The 19,748-nt window shown below is 69.3% G+C and carries 17 protein-coding genes and 1 riboswitch; of the genes, 12 read left to right on the top strand and 5 right to left on the bottom strand.

From position 1 onward, the window contains the following. Window positions 1-9 precede the first annotated feature (9 nt). The 7 genes from ABD088_RS09870 (at window position 10) to ABD088_RS09840 (ending at window position 7,455) form a co-directional block, all read left to right on the top strand. Window positions 10-339: a sarcosine oxidase subunit delta gene (locus ABD088_RS09870; RefSeq protein ID WP_343901760.1), complete on the top strand. Its 330-nt coding sequence runs from the start codon at window positions 10-12 to the stop codon at window positions 337-339. Next, window positions 336-3,266, top strand: coding sequence for a sarcosine oxidase subunit alpha family protein (locus ABD088_RS09865; RefSeq protein WP_343901759.1), 2,931 nt, complete (start codon window positions 336-338; stop codon window positions 3,264-3,266). The genes ABD088_RS09870 and ABD088_RS09865 overlap by 4 nt, the downstream gene beginning before the upstream one ends. Next, a complete protein-coding gene (locus ABD088_RS09860; protein WP_343901758.1) occupies window positions 3,259-3,903 on the top strand; it encodes a sarcosine oxidase subunit gamma in 645 nt (214 codons plus the stop codon). The genes ABD088_RS09865 and ABD088_RS09860 overlap by 8 nt, the downstream gene beginning before the upstream one ends. Continuing rightward, the gene (locus tag ABD088_RS09855) at window positions 3,903-5,303 is read left to right on the top strand and encodes an L-serine ammonia-lyase (RefSeq protein WP_343901757.1); all 1,401 of its coding nucleotides are present in this window, start codon (window positions 3,903-3,905) and stop codon (window positions 5,301-5,303) included. Before ABD088_RS09860 ends, ABD088_RS09855 begins: the two co-directional genes overlap by 1 nt. A 78-nt stretch (window positions 5,304-5,381) precedes the next feature. After that, a complete protein-coding gene (purU, locus tag ABD088_RS09850; RefSeq protein WP_343901756.1) occupies window positions 5,382-6,287 on the top strand; it encodes a formyltetrahydrofolate deformylase in 906 nt (301 codons plus the stop codon). A 94-nt stretch (window positions 6,288-6,381) separates the two neighbouring features. Beyond that, window positions 6,382-6,969 (top strand): hypothetical protein, encoded by a 588-nt coding sequence (locus tag ABD088_RS09845; RefSeq protein ID WP_343901755.1) that lies wholly within the window; start codon window positions 6,382-6,384, stop codon window positions 6,967-6,969. Window positions 6,970-7,011: 42 nt separating this feature from the next. Further along, window positions 7,012-7,455, top strand: a complete 444-nt coding sequence (locus ABD088_RS09840; RefSeq protein WP_343901754.1) for a universal stress protein — start codon at window positions 7,012-7,014, stop codon at window positions 7,453-7,455. Window positions 7,456-7,470: 15 nt separating this feature from the next. Here the strand turns inward: ABD088_RS09840 and ABD088_RS09835 are convergent, their stop codons facing one another. Continuing rightward, on the bottom strand, window positions 7,471-9,165 hold the full coding sequence (locus ABD088_RS09835) for a thiamine pyrophosphate-binding protein (RefSeq protein ID WP_343901753.1): 1,695 nt from the start codon (window positions 9,163-9,165) through the stop codon (window positions 7,471-7,473). Further along, window positions 9,165-10,148, bottom strand: a complete 984-nt coding sequence (speB, locus tag ABD088_RS09830) for an agmatinase (RefSeq protein WP_343901752.1) — start codon at window positions 10,146-10,148, stop codon at window positions 9,165-9,167. Before speB ends, ABD088_RS09835 begins: the two co-directional genes overlap by 1 nt. Before the next feature lie 387 nt (window positions 10,149-10,535). Between speB and ABD088_RS09825 the strand changes: the two genes are divergently transcribed. Both ABD088_RS09825 and ABD088_RS09820 read left to right on the top strand, forming a co-directional pair. Next, the gene (locus ABD088_RS09825; RefSeq protein WP_343901919.1) at window positions 10,536-12,347 is read left to right on the top strand and encodes an APC family permease; all 1,812 of its coding nucleotides are present in this window, start codon (window positions 10,536-10,538) and stop codon (window positions 12,345-12,347) included. Between the two features lie 38 nt (window positions 12,348-12,385). Further along, entirely contained in the window at window positions 12,386-12,916 is a 531-nt protein-coding gene (locus ABD088_RS09820) for a hypothetical protein (protein WP_343901751.1), read from the top strand. Window positions 12,917-12,946: 30 nt separating this feature from the next. Here ABD088_RS09820 and ABD088_RS09815 read toward each other — a convergent pair whose 3' ends face one another. Further along, on the bottom strand, window positions 12,947-13,522 hold the full coding sequence (locus ABD088_RS09815) for a helix-turn-helix domain-containing protein (protein WP_343901750.1): 576 nt from the start codon (window positions 13,520-13,522) through the stop codon (window positions 12,947-12,949). A 166-nt stretch (window positions 13,523-13,688) separates the two neighbouring features. Here ABD088_RS09815 and ABD088_RS09810 point away from each other — a divergent pair, with 166 nt between their 5' ends. The 3 genes from ABD088_RS09810 to ABD088_RS09800 all read left to right on the top strand — a co-directional run bounded on the left by ABD088_RS09810 (window position 13,689) and on the right by ABD088_RS09800 (window position 17,155). Then, window positions 13,689-15,218: a sodium:solute symporter family protein gene (locus ABD088_RS09810; protein ID WP_343901749.1), complete on the top strand. Its 1,530-nt coding sequence runs from the start codon at window positions 13,689-13,691 to the stop codon at window positions 15,216-15,218. A 155-nt stretch (window positions 15,219-15,373) separates the two neighbouring features. Then, a riboswitch (SAM riboswitch) is annotated at window positions 15,374-15,484 on the top strand. An 11-nt stretch (window positions 15,485-15,495) separates the two neighbouring features. Further along, window positions 15,496-15,780, top strand: a complete 285-nt coding sequence (locus tag ABD088_RS09805) for a hypothetical protein (protein ID WP_343901748.1) — start codon at window positions 15,496-15,498, stop codon at window positions 15,778-15,780. Window positions 15,781-16,012: 232 nt separating this feature from the next. After that, entirely contained in the window at window positions 16,013-17,155 is a 1,143-nt protein-coding gene (locus tag ABD088_RS09800; RefSeq protein ID WP_343901747.1) for a VIT1/CCC1 transporter family protein, read from the top strand. 16 nt (window positions 17,156-17,171) lie between these two features. Here ABD088_RS09800 and ABD088_RS09795 read toward each other — a convergent pair whose 3' ends face one another. Next, window positions 17,172-18,434: an SRPBCC family protein gene (locus ABD088_RS09795; RefSeq protein ID WP_343901746.1), complete on the bottom strand. Its 1,263-nt coding sequence runs from the start codon at window positions 18,432-18,434 to the stop codon at window positions 17,172-17,174. 73 nt (window positions 18,435-18,507) lie between these two features. Continuing rightward, entirely contained in the window at window positions 18,508-19,740 is a 1,233-nt protein-coding gene (locus tag ABD088_RS09790; protein WP_343901745.1) for an LOG family protein, read from the bottom strand. Window positions 19,741-19,748 lie beyond the last annotated feature (8 nt).

Here is a 19,748-nt window from a genome sequence, read left to right as displayed (position 1 = left end):
GGACTCCCCATGCTGCTCATTGAATGCCCCAACTGCGGGCCACGCGATGAAACCGAATACCACTATGGCGGCCAGGCGCATGTCGCGTACCCCGAGGACCCCTCGACGCTGACCGACAGCGAGTGGTCGCGCTACCTGTTCTACCGCACCAACCCCAAGGGCATCTTCGCCGAACGATGGAACCACGCCGCCGGATGCCGCAAGTGGTTCAACGCGCTGCGCGACACCGCCACCTATGAAATCGAAGCCATCTACCAGCTCGACGAGCCGCGACCGGACGTCGCCTCCCCCGAGCTGGTCAAGGCACAGCAGAACGCCCCCGAAGGAGGAGCACGATGAGCACCGCGCAGCCTGCAGCACAGCTGACCGGACGCCTGGACGCCGGCCAGGCCCCGGGCCACGGCATCGACCGGTCCCGGAGCATCAGCCTCACCCTGGACGGGCAGCAGATCGCGGCCCACCCCGGCGACACCATCGCCTCGGCGGCCCTCGCGGCCGGCCGCATCGACTGCGGCAACTCCCTGTACCTGGACCGCCCCCGCGGTATCCTGGCGGCAGGCGTCGAGGAGCCCAACGCCCTGGTCACCGTCGCGTCCCGCTTTGCCGGTCAGGTCGACGAGTCCATGCTGCCGGCCACCGCCACCCAGGTCACGGACGGCATGACGGCGACATACCTCAGCGGGCTGGGCGTGCTCGACCCGCGCCGCGACGAGGCCTACTACGACCGCAAGTACGTCCATGCCGACGTCGTCGTCGTCGGGGCCGGCCCCGCCGGGCTGGCTGCTGCTCGCCAGGCGGCCGCGTCCGGCGTGCGCACCATCCTCATCGACGAGCAGCCCGCCCCCGGCGGATCCCTGCTCTCCGCCGGCACCGAGCAGGTCGACGGCGTCCCCGGCGCCCAGTGGGCCGCACGCACCGCGAAGGAACTGCAGGGCTCGGAGGAATTCACCTACCTGCCGCGCACCACAGCGTTTGGCGCCTACGACGAGAACTACCTCATCGCCGTCCAGCGACGCACCGACCACCTGTCCGCCGATCCCGGCCCCGGGGTGTCCCGCGAGCGCATCTGGCACATCCGCGCCAAGCAGGTCGTGCTGGCCACCGGTGCCCACGAACGCCCGCTGGTGTTCGCGAACAACGACCGCCCCGGCGTCATGCTCGCCTCCGCGGTGCGCAGCTACCTGAACCGCTACGGTGTCGCCGCCGGTGCACGCGTCGTGGTCGCGACCACCAATGACTCCGCCTACGCCACGGCCGCCGACCTCCAGGCGGCCGGGGTCGAGGTCGCCGCCGTCGTCGACTCCCGCACCGAGGCTTCCGCCGAGGCCGCCCGGGTGCTCGCCGCGACCGGCGTGCGCTCGATCCTCGGCTCGGCCGTGGTCGACACCGCCGCCGATGCCAGCGGCCGGGTCAGCTCCGTGAGCGTGGCCTCCCTCGATGAGGACGGCCACGCCACCGGTGACGCCGAGGTCCTCACCGCGGACCTGCTGGCCGTGTCCAACGGCTGGAGCCCCGTCGTGCACCTGTTCAGCCAGCGCCAGGGCAAGGTGGCCTGGAACCGCGAGCTCGCCGCGTTCGTGCCCGGCAAGCCGGTGCGGAACCTGCAGACCGCGGGTGCCGTCAACGGGTCCTACGACCTCGCGGCCTGCCTGGCCGAGGGGCACTCCGCCGGTGCGGACGCCGTGAAGGCCACCGGCACGGCGGCCTCCGTGACCGTCCCCTCCGCGCAGCCGGCCGAGCTCGCCGCGCCGCGCCCGCTGTGGCTGGTGCGCTCGACCGAGGCCTCCGACGGCGAATGGCACAGCCACTTCGTGGACCTGCAGCGCGACCAGACCGTGGCGGACATCGTCCGCTCCACCGGGGCCGGCATGCGCTCGGTGGAACACATCAAGCGCTACACCTCGATCAGCACCGCCAACGACCAGGGCAAGACCAGCGGCGTGGCCGCCATCGGCGTCATTGCCGCCATCCTGGGCGTCGACGAGCTCGGCGAGATCGGCACCACCACCTTCCGTGCCCCCTACACGCCGGTCTCCTTCGCCGCTCTGGCCGGACGCCAGCGCGGGCAAATGCTCGACCCGGCCCGCCTGACCTCGATCCACCCCTGGCACGTCGCCCACGGCGCCGAGTTCGAGGATGTCGGGCAGTGGAAGCGCCCCTGGTACTTCCCACTGGCCGGCGAGGACATGGACACGGCCGTCCAGCGCGAATGCGCAGCCACCCGCGATTCGGTCGGCTTCATGGATGCGACCACGCTGGGCAAGATCGAGATCCGCGGGCGCGACGCCGGCGAATTCCTGAACCGGATCTACACCAACGGCTTCAAGAAGCTCAAGCCGGGCATGGGCCGCTACGGCGTCATGTGCACCCCCGACGGGATGATCTACGACGACGGCGTGACCCTGCGGCTCGAAGAGGACCGCTACTTCATGACCACCACCACCGGCGGCGCGGCCAAGGTCCTGGACTGGCTGGAGGAATGGCTGCAGACCGAATGGCCGGAACTGGACGTGGTGTGCACCTCGGTGACCGAGCAGTACTCCACGGTCGCCGTCGTCGGGCCGAAGTCCCGTGCCGTCCTGGAGAAGCTGGCCCCGGAGCTGGACCTGTCCAACGACGCGTTCAAGTTCATGGCCTTCCGCGAGACCACGCTGGCCAGCGGGATCCCGGCACGGATCTGCCGCATCTCCTTCTCCGGAGAGCTCGCCTTCGAGATCAACGTGGCCGCCTGGTACGGGCTCAAGGTGTGGGAGGACGTCGCCGCCGCCGGCGCCGAATTCAACATCACCCCCTACGGCACCGAGACCATGCACGTGCTGCGCGCCGAGAAGGGGTTCATCATCGTCGGCCAGGACACCGACGGCACGGTGACCCCGCAGGACGCCGGCATGGACTGGGTGGTTTCCAAGCTCAAGGACTTCATCGGGAACCGCTCCTTCACCCGTGACGACACGGCCCGCGAGGACCGCAAGCACCTCGTCGGGGTGCTCCCGGTGGACAAGACCACCCTGTTGCCCGAGGGCGCCCAGCTGGTGAACGCCGGGACCCCGATCACCCCGCAGGATGGACCGGTGCCCATGGAGGGCCACGTCACCTCCAGCTACCGCAGCCCGGCCCTGGGACGGACCTTCGGTCTGGCCCTCGTCGAAAACGGCCGCAACCGCATCGGCGAGATCGTCCAGTCGCCCCTGGACGGCCAGCTCATCGATGTCGAAATCACGTCCCCCGTCCTCTACGACCCTGAAGGGAGCCGTCGCGATGGCTGAGAACACCCTGCAAGCACCCGCCGTGAACCAGGAGGTCGCTGCCCTGCGCACCAGCCCGGTCGGCTACCTCGCCGAGCAGATGGCAGCCGGTTCCGTTTCCGGTGACCGCGGCGTCACGCTGCGCGAACTGCCGTTCCTGACCCAGATCGGCCTGCGCGCCGAAGCCGGCTCGCCGTCGGCACAGGCCCTGGAAGCAGCGCTGGGCACCAGCCTGCCTCAGCGCGTCGGCCAGGTCAGCGGGACCGAGGAGCGGGCCATCGCGTGGCTGGCTCCCGACGATTTCCTGCTCATCGGCACGCCGGACAGCGTCGATGCGACGGCACTTGCCGCGGTCCTGGGAACCGGGGAGGATGCGCTGCCCGGATCGGTCATCGACCTGTCGGCGAACCGGACCACCCTGGAGCTCTCGGGCCCCTCGGCCCGGGCCGTCCTCGAGAAGGGGTGCCACTACGACCTGCACCCCTCGGCGTTCGGCCCCGGCCACGCGGTCTCCACCGCGCTCGGCCCGGTGCCCGTGCTGCTGTGGAAGACGACGGAGGACACCTACCGGATCCTGCCCCGGGCCTCCTTCGCCGACTATGCAGCACACTGGCTGCTCGACGCCATGGCCGAGTTCGCGGCGGCCGAGGTGGCCTGATGGCACTGAGCGCACTGGACCTGTTCTCGGTGGGGATAGGCCCGTCCTCCTCCCACACGGTCGGTCCCATGCGGGCGGCCCGGCGGTTCACCGCCGGGCTGTCCGCGGACGCCCTGCTCGGCTCGGTCACCCGGGTCAAGGCGGAGCTCTTCGGATCGCTGGGGGCCACGGGCATCGGACACCATTCCGACCAGGCCGTCATCCTCGGCCTGGCCGGCCACGATCCGGCGACTGTCGACACCGGCACCGCAGGCGAACTGGTCGCCTCCTGCATCCGCGAGGGCAGGCTGCCTTTGGACGGTGGCGCCGACATCGAGTTCAACGATGAACGCGATGTGGTGCTGCACCGGCGCAAATCGTTGCCTGCCCACCCCAACGGCATGGTGTTCGAGGCCTTCGGGGCGGACGGTTCGACGATCCGGCAGAGCACCTACTACTCAATCGGCGGTGGGTTCGTGGTCGACGAGGTCTCCGCCGAAGCCGACCAACTGGTCTCCGACGAAACGCCGTTGCCTCATCCGTTCACCACCGGCGGCGAACTCCTCGCCGCGTGTCGGGCCACGGGCCTGTCCATCGCGGAGCTGATGATGGCCAACGAGAACTCGTGGCGGCCCGAGGCCGAAACACGCGCCGCCCTCCTGCACATCTGGTCAGTAATGCAGGAATGTGTGGAAAACGGCTGCACCCGCACCGAAGCCGTCCTTCCCGGTGGGTTGAAGGTCCGCCGTCGGGCACCGGAACTACGCCAGAAACTGCGAGCCCAGGAAGCGACGGTTCGTACCGGGGGCGCCGAGCCCACCGACCCCCTGTGGGCGATGGAATGGGTGAACCTCTATGCCCTGGCCGTGAACGAGGAGAACGCCTCCGGTGGACGCATCGTCACGGCGCCCACCAACGGGGCCGCAGGCATCATCCCGGCTGTCCTGCACTTCTATGCACGGTTCATCGACGGGGCCGACGACGACGGCATCGTCACCTTCCTGCTCACCGCCGCGGCCATCGGGATCCTGTTCAAGGAGAACGCCTCGATCTCCGGTGCCGAAGTCGGGTGCCAGGGGGAAGTCGGGTCTGCTTGTTCAATGGCAGCCGCCGGGATCTGCGCCGTTTTGGGGGGCACGCCAACGCAGGTTGAAAATGCCGCGGAAATCGGGATCGAACATAATCTGGGCTTGACCTGCGATCCAGTCGGGGGTCTCGTGCAGATTCCGTGCATCGAGCGCAACGCCATCGCCTCGGTCAAGGCCATCAACGCGGCACGGCTGGCCCGTCATGGCGACGGCGAACACCGCGTCACCCTAGACCAGGCCATCGAGACGATGCGCCAAACCGGCGCTGATATGAAGGACAAGTACAAGGAAACCTCGCGCGGCGGACTCGCCGTGAATGTCATCGAATGCTGATCACCGGTGGTGCCGCCCGCTTTCGAAGGGCCAAACCACCGGCGCAGTGCCCCGTCATCACCCCAGAAAGTAGGAACCATGGCACCGGCCACCGAATCCCCTGCCCACGAATTCGTCCTGAGCCTGGACTGCCCCGAGCGTCCCGGGATCGTCCATGCGGTCTCCGGGTACCTGCTCGAACATGGCGGGGACATCCACGAACTGCGCCAGTTCGACGATTTCGGTTCCAGCCGGTTCTTCATGCGCATCCACTTCGTCTCCCGCCCGGGTGAGGACTTCCACTTGGTCGCCGACGATGCCGCCGAGGAACTGCAGCGCCTGCGCGATGCCTTTGCCCCGCTCGCCGACGAGCACGAGATGCAATGGACCCTGCGCCCATCGACCGAAAAGCGGCGCGTGCTGGTCATGGTGTCCAAGTTCGGGCATTGCCTCAACGACCTGCTCTACCGCTCCCGCATGGGCGAGCTGCCGATCGACATCGTCGCCGTGGTCTCCAACCACACAGACCACCAGTCACTGGTGGAGTGGCACGGCATCGATTTCCACCACGTCCCGGTCACCCCGGACACCAAACCCGCGGCGGAGGCCCGGCTGCTGGAACTCATGGACGACTACGACGTGGAACTGGTGGTCCTGGCCCGCTACATGCAGATCCTCTCCGACGAGCTCAGCCGCCAGCTCACCGGCAAGACGATCAACATCCACCACTCGTTCCTGCCCTCCTTCAAGGGCGCCAAGCCCTACCACCAGGCCCATGCCCGCGGGGTGAAGACCGTGGGCGCCACCGCGCACTACGTCAACAGCGAGCTGGACGAGGGGCCGATCATCTCCCAGCAGGTCCAGAACGTGGACCACACGTTCTCCCCGTCCGATCTGGTGGCAGCGGGCCGCGATACCGAATGCAAGGCGCTCTCCAATGCGGTGAAATGGCATTGCCAAGGACGCGTGTTCCTGCTGGAGAACCGCACGGTCGTGCTGCGGTAGGCACTGGCCCTTCGCTCCGCGACGGCGCAACGTCATGGCATATCCCTGACGGATGTCACTGTCGAGGGCTTCCACGGGCCCCTAGCGTGGAGGCATGGACCACACCCTCGAAACCAGCCGCAAGCCGGCTCCACGCGGCATCTCGCGCCCCGGCCATCCCGCATTCGTCGGCGCGGTCATCGGCGCCGTCGGCGGCACGGTGTTCGTGACGGCCAATGCACCGGCATTGCCGGCGCCGTGGAAGACGCTGGCAGGCATTGCCGGCGGCGTGTCCCTGGCCGTGTGGTGTTGGACGGTACTGCTGGCCCGGCGGGCGCTTCCCGCTCCTCCCCGCCCGGGACGCTCTGCGGGGTGGATCTACCTGGCGGGCCTTGCCGGCATGTTCGCCATCATGTTCGTGGGCTCCCGGATCCTGACGGGCCTCGATCGGGTATCGGTGCAACCTGCGGTCATCGTCCTGGCCGTGGGGGTGCACTTCCTGCCCTATGCACGGGCCTTCGGCGCCCCCGTCTTCGCCCGCCTGGGAGCGGCCCTCGCCGTCGTCGGCTTGCTGGGGTTGGCCGCCGGCCTGGCGATCACACCGGTGGCGGCATCCGCCGCCGCGGTCATCGCCGGGTTGGTGCTGCTGCTGGGCATCTCGGTCGATGCCCGAACCGGGGCCCGCCAGAATCCACGGCTATGATGTAGGTCACCACCCGTTGGCGGCGAGAGGACCAGGTACCCCATGGGACAGGACGAGCAGAAGCTGTTCATCGTCGGGGTCGACGGGTCCCCTTCCTCGGTCGAGGCACTGCGCCAGGCCGAGCGCATCGCCGGCCCCTTGAACGCCCGCATCGAGGCGACGGCTTGTTGGGACACCCCGCCCATCCTGGCCGAATACCAGGTCCAGGGGATCGACGATTTCGAGGAGCGTGTCCGGCAGACCGTCGACGAGGCACTCGCCACCGCCTTTGGCCCCGAGGTGCCCGGACACCTCAGCGTCAGGTTGCTCCGCGGCAATCCGCGGCCCGCCCTCATCGAGGCCAGCCGTGCGGCGGACCTGCTGATCGTCGGCCGTCGCGGACGCGGCGGGTTCGGCGGTTTGCTGCTCGGTTCGGTCAGCTCGGCCTGCATCTCCCGGGCGCATTGCCCGGTCCTGGTGGTCCGCGCCGACGGCACGGACCACTGAGCGCCGCCGCGCCCGTCAGCCCAGGTGGGTGGGGGCGAACATCTTCAGCAGCGTCTGCACGACCACCACGTTGGGACCGTCGGCGGCGAAGGACTCTTCCAGCGCCGTCTTGATGTCCTGCGGTGCCACGGCGCGTGCCGGGATGCCGAACGATTCGGCCAACGCCACGAAGTCGGGACGGGCCAGCTCGGTGGCCGTCGCCTTGCCGAACGCACCCTCCATGTACTCGCGCAGGATGCCATAGCCGCCGTCATCGACGATCAGCCAGGTCACGGCAGCCTGATGCTGCTTCGCGGTGGCGAGTTCGGCGATCGAGTACATCGAGGACCCGTCGCCGGAGACGGCGAGCACACGCCCCTCGGTCCCGGTCTTGCCGGCCACGGCCAGGCCCACGGCCCCGCCGATGGCCGCCGGGAACCCATACCCGAGCCCGCCGGCGCCCTGGGCCGAATGGAACTCCCCGTCGCGGGAGTCCCAGCAGCTCCAGCCCCAGTAGGCGGCGATCGTCATGTCCCAGTAGGTCTGCATGGTGTCCGGGACCGCCGCCCGGATGTCCTCCATGAACTGGCGTTCCTTGGCCAGGTCCTGCGCGTCCAGCCGGGCGGTGACCTGGTGCAGCGTCTCGGCGACCACCTGTTCGGGCGACTTCCCGTGCCAGTCCGGGGCACCGGCGTCGTCCTGGGCCCGGTGGGCATCCAACGCGTCGGAGAGGAATTCCAGTGCCACGCGGGCATCGGCCCGGATGCCCAGTGCGGGGCTGTTGGATTCGAGCACGCGGGGTTCGGCGTCGATCTGGATCATGCGCCCGCGCGGGGTGAGGGTGAAGTAGTTGGAGGTGACCTCCCCCAACGCCGAACCGATGACGATCAGCACGTCGGCGTCCTCGAGCACCTCGGTGGTGTGCCGGTCCTCGACCCACGACTGCAAGCTCAGCGGGTGCTCCCACGGGAACGCCCCATTGCCGCCGGGTGAGCAGATCACCGGGGCGCGCAGCTGTTCGGCCACCCGCAGCAGCTCGGCCTGGGCGCCCGCCCGGCGGACACCTCCGCCGGCCACGATCGCGGGGCGGCGGGCCTGGCCCAGCCAGCGCACGGCCTCCTCGATGAGTTCCACCCGCGGCGGGTGCTCGTACGCCTCGGCGAGCGCGTCGACCACTGGCGGGACGAACACCTCGGCGAGCAGGATGTCCTGGGGCACCTCGACCCAGACCGGACCCTGCGGCACGGTGATCGCGTCGGCCCAGGCGTCCTGGATGGCCGAGGGGATGCCGGAGGCGTGGTGGACGGTACGCTGGGATTTGGTGACGTTGGCCGCGGATGCCTTCTGGTCATCGAGCTGGTGCAGCATGCCCTTGCGCCGGGCACCGAGCCCGTCCAACGGGATCTGGCTGGCCAGCACGACCATCGGCACACCGGTGGCGTAGGCCTCCTGCAGTCCGGCCAGCGAGGTCAGCGCCCCGGGGCCGGTGGAGAGGAACAGGACACCGACCTCGCCGGTGGCCCGGGCGTAGCCGTCGGCGGCGAACGCCGAGTTGTTCTCCACCCGGGAGGAGACGAAGTGCAGGTCCGAGCGCGAGAGCGCGTCGAACAACCCCAGGGCGTGCTGGCCCGGGATCCCGAACACGGTGCGCGCCCCGAGGGCCGAGAGCGTCTCGATGGCCAGGTCGCCGCCGTTGCGCGGCGCCGACGGTGCCGGAGCGGGGGCGGACATCAGGCCCCCTGCCCGGCGGTGCGCCGGTCGGCCATGAGCGAGACCAGGTCGTAGGCGACGTGGGAGCCGGCGACACCGGTCATCTCCGCGTGGTCGTAGGCGGGGGCCACCTCGACCAGATCGGCGCCGATCAGGTTCATCCCGCGCATGCCACGCAGGATCTCCAGCAGTTCGCGGCTGGTGATGCCGCCGGCCTCGGGGGTTCCGGTGCCGGGAGCGTGCGCGGGGTCCAGCACGTCGATGTCCACCGAGATGTACAGCGGGCGGTTCCCGATCCTGTCGCGCAGCTTGGCGACCACCTCGGCCACCCCCTGATAGTAGACGTCGGAGGAGGTGACGATCCCGAACCCGAAGCGCTTGTCGTCCTCGAGGTCCTTCTTGCCATAGAGCGGGCCGCGGGTGCCGACGTGGGAGATGGCCTCGGTGTCGAGGATGCCCTCCTCCACGGCCCGGCGGAACGGGGTCCCGTGCGTGTATTCGGCGCCGAAGTAGGTGTCCCAGGTGTCCAGGTGGGCGTCGAAGTGCAGCATGGCCACCGGCTCCCCGGCGCGCTCGGCGGCGGCACGCAGCAGCGGCAAAGCGATGGTGTGGTCCCCGCCGATGGTCATCAGCGAGGAGCCGTCGGCGGTCAGGTCCAGCGCGTTCTGCTGGATGGTCTCGATGGCCTCGTCGATGTTGAACGGGTTCACCGCCATGTCCCCGGCGTCCGCGACCTGGACGTTCTCGAACGGGGAGATGTCCATCGCCGGGTTGTAGGGCCGCAGCAGGCGCGAGGATTCACGCACATGGTTGGAGCCGAACCGGGCGCCGGGCCGGTAGGAGACGCCGGCGTCGAACGGCACGCCGACCACCTTGATGCCCGCCGCCTCGACCTGGTCCAGGCGCGGCAGCCGCGCATAGGTGGCCGCTCCGGCAAAGCGCGGAATGCGCGAGGAATCGATGGGTCCGATGTTCCCGTTGGCCTCGATGCGGATCTCTTCCATGGTTCCCCTTCGCCGGTTGCCTCATAAGATACATTTGTTGCTCTTCATGCTATTTGTGGCCCGGGGCACAGTCAAGGAGCACGACGCAGGCACCCGGGATCCGGCCCCATCCCACCCGATCCGCCGGTCCAGAGCCGCACCGCCCGGGCTGCAGTGCCGCAGATCACGCCCGGTGCGGACCTTGTCCTCTTGCGTCCGGGCACCGTCGGCGTAGTGTTCCTCCTCGTGAAGAAGACAGCGGGCTCCAGCCCGGCCCCCGATTCCGGCCCCCAACACCCCCTGCGACGCCGTCTGGGCGGGTGGCTCATGCAGGATGGGATCGCCCATCCCGAGGCCCCAGGCCAGGCCCATCCACACCAGGACACCGGCCAGCCGTGGTGGAAGGTCATGTGCCTGTCGGGGCTGGACTACTTCTCCACGCTGGGATACCAGCCGGCCATCGCCGTGCTGGCCGCCGGGGTGCTGGCGCCGCTGGCCACCCTGGTCCTGGTTGCCGTCACGCTCGGCGCGGCGCTGCCGATCTACCGAAGGGTGGCCGCGGAAAGCCCCCACGGGCAGGGTTCGATCGCCATGCTCGAACGGCTCCTGCCCCATTGGAAGGGGAAGGTCCTGGTCCTGGTGCTGCTCGGTTTCGCGGCGACCGACTTCATGATCACCATGACCCTCTCCGCCGCCGACGCCACCGCCCACATCATCGAGAACCCCTTCACCCCCGCCTGGTTCGAGGGCAAGAACGTGCCGATCACGCTGGTCCTGCTGGCCCTGCTCACGCTGCTGTTCCTGCGCGGGTTCACCGAGGTCATCTCGCTCGCCGTCGTGATCGTCGGGGTCTACCTGGCTCTGAACGTGGTGGTGCTGGGCGCCAGCCTCGGGCGCATCGTCGCCTCCCCCGGCCCCGTCGGTGACTGGTGGACCACGTTGACCACCAGCCAAGGCAGCCCCTGGCTGATGGTGGCCATGGCCCTGCTGGTCTTCCCGAAACTGGCCCTGGGGCTTTCCGGCTTCGAGACCGGGGTCGCGGTCATGCCGCAGATCCGCGGCCGGGCCACCGACACCGAGGCCCTTCCCGCCGGCCGGATCGCCGGCGCCAAGCGCCTGCTGACGACGGCGGCAGTCACCATGAGCGTGCTGCTGGTCATCTCCTGCGTGGTCACCACCTGGCTGGTGCCATCCGCGGAACTGCAACCGAGGGGCTCCGCCAACGGCCGCGCCCTGGCCTACCTGGCGCACGAGCAGCTCGGCGAGGGCTTCGGCAGCGTCTACGACCTCTCGACCATCCTCATCCTCTGGTTCGCCGGCGCCTCGGCCCTGGCCGGACTGCTCAACCTCATCCCGCGCTACCTGCCACGCTTCGGCATGGCCCCCGAGTGGGCACGGGCCAACCGGCCACTGGTCCTGGTCATCGTCGTCATCGCCGCCCTGGTGACCCTCCACTTCCGGGCGAGCGTCGACGCGCAGGGAGCCGCCTACGCCACCGGGGTGCTGGTGCTGATGACCTCGGCGGCGGTCGCCGTGACCCTCTCGGCCCGGCGCAAGCGCCAACGTGGGCGCACGGTGGCTTTCGCCGTCGTCGTGGTGGTCTTCCTGTACACGACGATCGCCAACGTGGTCGAGCGCCCCGATGGCCTGCGCATCGCCGCCCTGTTCATCGCCGCGATCCTCTTCGTCTCCTTCATCTCGCGCTTCCGCCGCTCCACCGAGTTGCGGGCCACCACCGTCATGTTCGACGACGCAGCCCACGACCTGCTGCTGTCCGCCGCCGACGCGGGGCAGGTCTCGCTGATCGCCCACGAACCGGTGCGGTTCAGTGCGGAGCGGTACCGCCACAAGCTCGAGCACGCACGCATTGCCAGCCACCTGCCCGAATCCGCCCGGCCGCTGTTCATCGAGATCACGCTCGGCGACTACTCGGACTTCGCCCAGGACCTGCTGGTGTGCGGCACCACCCGGCACGGGTACCAGGTGCTGACGGCCACCGCGCCCTCGATCCCGACGGCGCTGGCGGCGATCTGCCTGCGGATCCGCGACGAGTACTCCACCATGCCGCACCTGTACTTCCGCTGGACCGAAGGCTCCCCGCTGCGCAATCTGGCAGGCTTCCTGCTGTTGGGCCAGGGCGAGATCGCCCCGCTCACCCGCGAGGTGCTGCGCGAGGCCGAATCCAATGTGCAGCGCCGCCCCTGGATCCATGTGGGCTGAGTCGACCAGCGCAGCCTCGACTGGCCTACGCTGAGGGGGTGACGCTTCCAGCCACCGAATCCACGACCGAGCTTGCGGTGCGCCGCATCGCCCTGAGGACGCCGCTGACCTTTGCTTCCCTGAGCGGGCGCTTCGAGGCGGCCGTCCCGGCCCTTGACCTGGCCGGACTGGAACGGATGGCAGCACGCGGCGCCACCTGGGATGAACTCCAACGCGAGGCCGGCCACGAAGCGGCCTACGAGCTGTACCGCTTCTGGACCCATTCGCCCTCGGCGCTGCTCCACCTGGCGGGCAACGATGCTCTCAGCCGCATCTACCTCATCGGCAGCCTGGCCTGGTCCGCCCGGCTGTTCCGCATCGAGCCCGGCACCACGCTGCATGCTCCGCTGCGGATCGAACTCCACGCCCACCGCTCCGGCGGCACCGTCCTGTCCTTCGACCAGCCCGGTTCCCAGCTGGCCAGCTATGGGCCGAACAAGATCACCCAGGCCGGCTACGAATTGGACCGGCTGCTCGGTGACCTGCTGGAGGGCCTGGACCTCCCCCGGCCGGCTGCCCTGCGGCGCTGACCCCCGGCACCTCGCCGCCGGCGCCGTGCTTCAGCGTGAAGCTGCGGGAACCAGCGTCCAGAGCACCACGGCCTCGGTGTCGGTGGGATTGATCCACGAATGCGGTTCGCGGCCCGGGAAGGTCAGCGAGTCCCCGGCCTCGAGCTCGAAGCGCTCGTTGGCGAAGATGATGATGAACGTCCCCGACACCACATGCAGCACCTCGACCTCGCAGTCGACCGAGTACAGCTCCGACTCCCCCTCACCACGGGGCTCGATCACGGCGCGGATCACCTGCAGGCGCTTCTCCGACCGGCTCGTCATCAACCGCTCCACGATGCCCTGGCCGCCCAACGAGATCCGCGGGGCACTTTCCAGCCGCACCACATGCGTCTCCGGTTGCGCGAAGAGATCGCCGATCGAGACGGAGAGCACCTGGCACAAGGTCACCAGCGAGGCCACCGATGGCGACGTCAGATCGCGTTCGACCCGTGAGAGGAAGCCCTTGGTCAGGCCAGTGGATTCGGCCACCTGCTCGATGGTCATGCGCTGCGCATGCCGCGCGGCCCGGATCTTCGAGCCGATCGCCAGCGGGGTGTTGCTGGGTTCGACGGGCAAGGCCTTCATGGGTGGGATACTCCGAGTCCTCGTGCAAGTGGTGCGGTGGGCGGTGCTGCTATCCGTCACACAGCATAGGGCAATTGCTTTTGTTAGCCAGATCACTTTAGCCTAGTGCGCAACAGGTGTTTACTCCCAAGCACCCATTCCCGTGATCCCACTGAATAAGGTCCCCATGGAAATCATCAATATCGCGATCGTCGTCGCCTATCTGGCAGGCATGCTTGCCTTCGGCTGGTGGGGTAAATCGCGCACCAAGAACAGCAGCGACTATCTGGTCGCCGGCCGTCGACTCGGCCCGTTCCTCTACACCGGGACCATGGCAGCCGTCGTGCTCGGCGGCGCCTCCACCGTCGGCGGCGTGGGCCTGGGCTACAAGTTCGGGCTCTCCGGCGCCTGGCTGGTCATCGCCATCGGCATCGGCGTGCTGCTGCTGAGCCTGCTCTTCGCGCCGCGCCTGCAACGCCTGAAGATCTTCACCGTCTCGCAGATGCTGACCCTGCGCTACGGCTCGAAGAACGCCACCAACGCCTCGGCCATCGTCATGCTGGCCTACACGCTGATGCTGTGCGCCACCTCGACCGGCGCCTACGCCACGATCTTCGTCGTGCTCTTCGACTGGGAACGCTGGCTGGCCATCGCCGTCGGCGGCATCATCGTGCTGGTCTACTCGACCATCGGCGGCATGTGGTCCATCACGCTGGCCGACCAGGTGCAGTTCGTCATCAAGACCATCGGCGTGTTCGCCCTGATGCTTCCCTTCGCCCTCTCGGCAGCCGGCGGCTTCGACGGCATCTCCGCCGGGATCCCCGAGCGGGCCCGCGAATCGTTCTTCAGCTGGGACGGGATCGGCGCACAGACGATCATCACCTACTTCGTCGTCTACACCCTGGGACTGCTCATCGGCCAGGACATCTGGCAGCGCGTGTTCACCGCCAAGACCCCCACGGTCGCCCGCTGGGGCGGCTCGACCGCCGGCGTGTACTGCGTGCTCTACGGCATCGCCGGCGCGATCATCGGCATGTCTGCCCGCGTCGCCCTGCCGGACATCGACATCGAGAACCTGGGCAAGGACGTCGTCTACGCCGAGGTCGCCATGAACCTGCTGCCCGTGGCCATCGGCGGGATCGTGCTGGCCGCAGCCGTCGCGGCGATGATGTCCACCGCCTCCGGCGCCCTGATCGCCGCCGCCACGGTGGCCCGCAACGACGTCACCCCCTTCGTGGCCGGCTGGTTCGGCAAAAAGGTGGAGGTCAACACCGGGCGCAACCCCGAACACGACGTCGCCGCCAACCGCTACTGGGTGCTCGGCCTGGGTGTGGTGGCCATCGTGCTGGCGATCGTCGTCGACGACGTCGTGGCAGCCCTGACCATCGCCTACGACATCCTGGTCGGCGGGCTGCTGGTCTCCATCCTCGGCGGGCTGCTCTGGAAGCGCGGCAACGGTGTCGGCGCCGCGCTGTCGATGGCCGCCGGAACCATCGTCACCCTGACCACGATGATCGTGCTGGAAATCGGATCCGACGAGAAGTTCGGCGGCGTCTACGCCAACGAGCCGATCTACTACGGGCTGGCCTCCTCCCTGGTGGTCTACCTGGTGGTCAGCCTGCTGACCCCGGCCACCCGGCCCGAGGTCAGCAGCCATTGGGCCGATCGGGTTTCGGGGCGCGTCGACGTCGAAGGGGTTCCCGCCGAACAGCGCTAGCCGCCACGCACCGCCGTCGTCCCCCGACGCCGATCCGCAGAGCAAAACCCGCCGGTGATGACCGGCGGGTTTTGCCGTACCAGCACTGGGATGCCCGGGAATGGCGTCCATCACAGCTTGGGTGGCGCGTCCATCCACGTTAGGCTGGCAAAAAGCTTCATGAGACGCGGGCAACAGCTCCGACTACCCGCGCACCAACCCCAGGTTCGCGGGTGGTTCGGATGAGGAAGCGGCCCGCGCGACAACGTGTCGGGTAAGAACGCACGAAAGGAAATCCGTGACGCACAGCGTCTCCGTTCTTCCCATTTTCGATTCAATGCTCGGCACCGTCTGCCTCAACGTGGACGGCACCTGGGAACGGTTCATCGCCCCACATCCCCGGGATCTCGACCACGCCCTGGGCAACACGGCGGGCCGCCCCGAATGGGAGGCCGACTCCTGCGCACTGACCGTGCGCGTCCCCCGCGCCGGCCGGTCCGACGGCGAAGCGCAGGTGTTCTACCTCGAACGCCTCCCCGTCCGCGAGCACCGCGACGCAGACTCCGCTATGATGGTGGGCTGAAGGGGAGTAGTTCCAACCCCGTTCGCCAGGGCCCCTGGTCCTGGCGAACGATAGAGGATCTGTCGACATACTGATCGCCACGACGGCGGTCCGGCAATCCACCCGGTATCCATCCGGGCGAACGAGACCTTCGGCCCGCTGGTGGCGGTCCGAGGTCCTACGCATCCCCGTGAACCTTTGACCGGCGCCCCCGCCCTTGTGCGGGACCAACGAACCGATTGAAGGACGCCCGATGACACCGGATGCCCACCTGCCCGACTCCCCCGGCGGCGCCGACGCCCGCCCCGAACCCACCGCCGGCGACATCCGCCGCTGGCGCAAGTACCTGGCCGACGAACGCGCCGAGGGGGCCATCTACGGGGCCCTGGCCTCCCGCCGCCAGGGCGAGGAACGCGAGATCCTGCTCGGGCTGGCCACCGCCGAGAAACGCCACGAGGAACACTGGGCGAACCTGCTCGGGGAGCACGCCTCGAAGACGGTACAGCCCTCCCTGCGGCGGACCATGTTGCGTTTCATGGCCAAGAACTTCGGCTCGGTCTTCGTGCTGGCCCTGGCCCAACGGGCCGAGGGAGCCTCGCCCTACGAAGACGACGACGATGCCACCGCCCAGATGGCCGCCGATGAACTCGTGCACGAGGAAGTCGTCCGCGGCCTGGCTACCCGGGGTCGCAACCGGCTCTCCGGAAACTTCCGGGCAGCGGTCTTCGGCGCCAATGACGGCCTGGTCTCCAACCTGGCACTGGTCATGGGCATCGGGGCGACCGGCGTCTCCAGCGCATTGGTCCTCTTCTCCGGCATCGCCGGGCTGCTGGCCGGCGCCCTGTCGATGGCTGCCGGGGAGTATGTCTCCGTCCGTTCCCAGCGCGAGCTGCTGACCGCCTCGCAGCCCACCCAGGTCACCCTGGTGGCAGCACCGGATCTGGACCTGCAATCAAATGAGCTGGTGCTGGTCTACCGGGCGCGCGGGATGAGCCGAGAGGCCGCCGAACACCGTGCCGCCGAGCGCATGGGCAAGTACAGCTGCGACTGCGATCCGTCGCTGTCGCTGAACCCCGAGGTGCCCGCTGAGGAGACTGCGGACGAACACGAGGCACTGGGCTCGGCCTTCGGGGCCTCGTCGTCGAGCTTCTGCTTCTTCGCCTCCGGCGCCCTGATCCCGATCCTGCCGTACATCTTCGGCTTGAGCGGGCTGCCCGCGGTGATCGTCTCGCTGGTCCTGGTGGGCATCGCCCTCATGGCCACCGGTGGCGTCGTGGGGCTGCTGTCCGGCGCGTCACCGGCCAAACGCGGTCTGCGCCAGCTGGCCATCGGGCTCGGCGCAGCCGGTGTCACCTACGTGCTGGGCCTGCTCTTCGGCGGTTCGGTGGCGGGATAGGCCCCACCCCGGCGGCTCAGCTCGCGCGGCGCAACCGCCGGGCCGCTGCCGGGGGCAGACCAGTGCGCACCGGTTCGGGGGTTGTCCCCTGGTTCGGGGTGGATGTGGTCTCCTGCGGTGCCGGCCGCGGGTTCGGCTTGGCTACCGGCGGGGCCGCCGCAGGTTGCGGTTCCGGCCTCGGCGGCGCCTGCCGCCCGGCCTTGGCAGCGGCAATGGCCTCACGCGAGGGGCGTCGAGGTGCCGACTTCAACGGACCCGCCGTTCCGCCGATCGGCGGCACCGGCTCCACCGGGGTGTCCTCGGCCTGCTTGCGGGCCTTGGCCGCCCGGGCGGCCTCCACCTGTGCCGCCTTCTCCGCCCGCGCGCGCTCGGCGTCGGCGATCTTCTGTGCCTTGGCCCGCTCCACCTCGGCCGCCTGCTCCGCGCGCAACCGCTCCGCGGCGGCAATCTTCTCGGCCTTGGCCTGCTCGACGCGCGCAGCCTCCTCGGCTTTTTCGAGGCGCAGCCGCTCGGCTTCGGCCGCCTTTTCCGCCTTCGCACGTTCCTCTTGAGCCGCCCGCTCGGCCTTCTCCTGCTTGCGTGCTTCGCGTGCCTGACGCGCCAGGGCAGCCTTCTCGGCCCGCTCCGCACGGCGCGCCGCACGGGTTTCCTGCGTGTGGGCGGTCCGCTCCTCCTTGGCGGCCCGGGCCTCGGCGGCGGCCCGGTCCATCTGCGCGGCGCGCTCCACGCGGGCCAGCCTCTCGGCCTCCCGCTTCGCGGCCTGCGCGGGAGTCAGCTCAGAAGCCGAGGCCTTCTGCTTCGACGGGCCCACCGGTTCCGGGACAACCGGCCGCGGTGTCGCCGGATCAAAGTAGTCGGCCAGGCGGTCCAGGGTGTGCTCGAGGTCCACCGGGGTGTTGCGGGCGACCCCGCGCACCTTCAACGGCCACTGCCGCTTCAAGCGGGACGCATCCCAGGTCTTGCGGACGACGGTGCCGCGGGGTGCGGGCAGCAGTTCATAGCGCCAGCGGTGCCCCTGCGGGTCGCGCCAGGCAATGCACTGTGCCTCGTCGAACTCCTCGACGATGTTGCGGATCCGGTGCCCCCGGCCCACATGGCGCTCGGGACCGAATTCCGCGCCAACGTCCAACCGCGCAGGGTCATCCCCCCGCGTGTGCTTCGAGGCATCGGTCCCGTCGATGAGCTGGTGCTTCGACGGGTCGGCAAGCAGTTCGAAGATGGCACCGGGAGGTGCCTGGACCAGGCGTTGCCGGGTCACGACGAAGGGGTTCGAGTCCATGTCGCCAGCGTACCCAGCAGACCTGCAGATCGGCTGGACGTGGCCGGTCGCCGCGCGAATCGTTACCTATATTTCATGCGCTTCGCGGCGGCCGATTCGCCAGCAGGGTGACCGCCTCGTCGATGTCGTCGACCAGATGGATGGAATCGGCCATATCCCGCCCCTCGGCGAGCGCGCGCAACAACAGCCAGGCCGGCAGGTCGTGGGTCCAGTGGCGTCGTCCAACCAGGATCATCGGCGTCTGCACCGCGGCGCTGCCGTAGTAGTTCTCGCAGGCGTCCTGGAAGATCTCCTGTACCGTTCCGGCCGCCCCGGGCAACACCACCAGTCCCCCGGTGCAGGCGGTGAGCAGCCTGTCCTCGCGGATGGAGTTGGCGAAATATTTCGCCACGTGGGTGGCGAAGACGTTGGGCGGTTCGTGGCCGTAGAACCAAGTGGGGATCCCCACGCTGGCCCTGCCGTGTGGGTGGCGTTCCAGCACGGCGAGCGCGGCGCGCGCCCACTCGGTGATGGAGGGCCTGAACGACGGCACCTGTTCCAGGGTGGCCACCGCGTCGCGGACCGTGGGCCCGTCCTCCCCCGACAGGTAGGCGCCCAGGTTGGCGGCCTCCATGGCGCCCGGTCCCCCGCCGGTGGCGACGGTGAAACCGGCCCGGGCCAGCCCCGCCCCCAAGCGCAGCGCCGCGGCATAGCCGGCTGACCCGCGTTCGGCTGCGTGGCCGCCCATCACCCCCACCACACCCCGGCTGCCGTGCCCCGGTCCCGGGGCACCGTCGTCGTTCCCGCCGTCGTTCCCGTCGTCGTTCCCGGTGACGCGGTCGGTGTCCCGGTCCTCCGGCGCGGCCAGCAGCTGGCCCAGGGCGCTGCCGATGGCGTGGTCATGCAAGGTGGTGGCCAGCGCCGCATCGAGGGTGCCGCGTCCTGTCGCGGACCGCCGGGTCCACGCGTAGATGCGGGCGTCGGGGGTCTGCTCATAGGGGGCCTCGCCCAGCCCGGAGTACAGCTCCGCTGCCGTGTAGAGGCCGCCGCGGTACGGGTCGAACGGCAGGCCCAGCAGTTCCGGGAAGATCAGGGCGCCGCGCCGGCGCAGTCCCTCGATCGATCCGGCCGGCAGTTCGCACCCCAGGAACACCGCCCCGGTCACCATGGAGTCCTCCAGGATGCGGCCGCGCCCGCGCAGGTCCACCGACTGCAGGTGCCAGCCGGTCATCTGCGCGGCTCCGCCGGGGGTGTGGGCGTCGAACTGTTCCAGCGTGTCGATATCCAGCTCGTGGGGCGGGGACTGCATGGACGGTGTCGACTTCATGTCGAACA

The organism is Arthrobacter rhombi (genome assembly GCF_039526245.1).
Lineage (GTDB): Bacteria > Actinomycetota > Actinomycetes > Actinomycetales > Micrococcaceae > Arthrobacter_H > Arthrobacter_H rhombi.
Note: the sequence above shows the minus strand (reverse complement) of the source record. Positions and strands in the feature narration are given on the sequence as shown.

Coding starts and splice junctions, on each gene's coding strand:
- ABD088_RS09865 (WP_343901759.1), top strand. CDS start 336: ATGAGCACCGCGCAGCCTGCAGCACAGCTGACCGGACGCCTGGACGCC.
- ABD088_RS09860 (WP_343901758.1), top strand. CDS start 3,259: ATGGCTGAGAACACCCTGCAAGCACCCGCCGTGAACCAGGAGGTCGCT.
- ABD088_RS09795 (WP_343901746.1), bottom strand. CDS start 18,434: ATGGACTCGAACCCCTTCGTCGTGACCCGGCAACGCCTGGTCCAGGCA.
- ABD088_RS09810 (WP_343901749.1), top strand. CDS start 13,689: ATGGAAATCATCAATATCGCGATCGTCGTCGCCTATCTGGCAGGCATG.
- ABD088_RS09840 (WP_343901754.1), top strand. CDS start 7,012: ATGGGACAGGACGAGCAGAAGCTGTTCATCGTCGGGGTCGACGGGTCC.
- ABD088_RS09870 (WP_343901760.1), top strand. CDS start 10: ATGCTGCTCATTGAATGCCCCAACTGCGGGCCACGCGATGAAACCGAA.
- purU (WP_343901756.1), top strand. CDS start 5,382: ATGGCACCGGCCACCGAATCCCCTGCCCACGAATTCGTCCTGAGCCTG.
- ABD088_RS09845 (WP_343901755.1), top strand. CDS start 6,382: ATGGACCACACCCTCGAAACCAGCCGCAAGCCGGCTCCACGCGGCATC.
- speB (WP_343901752.1), bottom strand. CDS start 10,148: ATGGAAGAGATCCGCATCGAGGCCAACGGGAACATCGGACCCATCGAT.
- ABD088_RS09815 (WP_343901750.1), bottom strand. CDS start 13,522: ATGAAGGCCTTGCCCGTCGAACCCAGCAACACCCCGCTGGCGATCGGC.
- ABD088_RS09790 (WP_343901745.1), bottom strand. CDS start 19,740: ATGAAGTCGACACCGTCCATGCAGTCCCCGCCCCACGAGCTGGATATC.
- ABD088_RS09825 (WP_343901919.1), top strand. CDS start 10,536: ATGTGCCTGTCGGGGCTGGACTACTTCTCCACGCTGGGATACCAGCCG.
- ABD088_RS09800 (WP_343901747.1), top strand. CDS start 16,013: ATGACACCGGATGCCCACCTGCCCGACTCCCCCGGCGGCGCCGACGCC.
- ABD088_RS09835 (WP_343901753.1), bottom strand. CDS start 9,165: ATGTCCGCCCCCGCTCCGGCACCGTCGGCGCCGCGCAACGGCGGCGAC.
- ABD088_RS09855 (WP_343901757.1), top strand. CDS start 3,903: ATGGCACTGAGCGCACTGGACCTGTTCTCGGTGGGGATAGGCCCGTCC.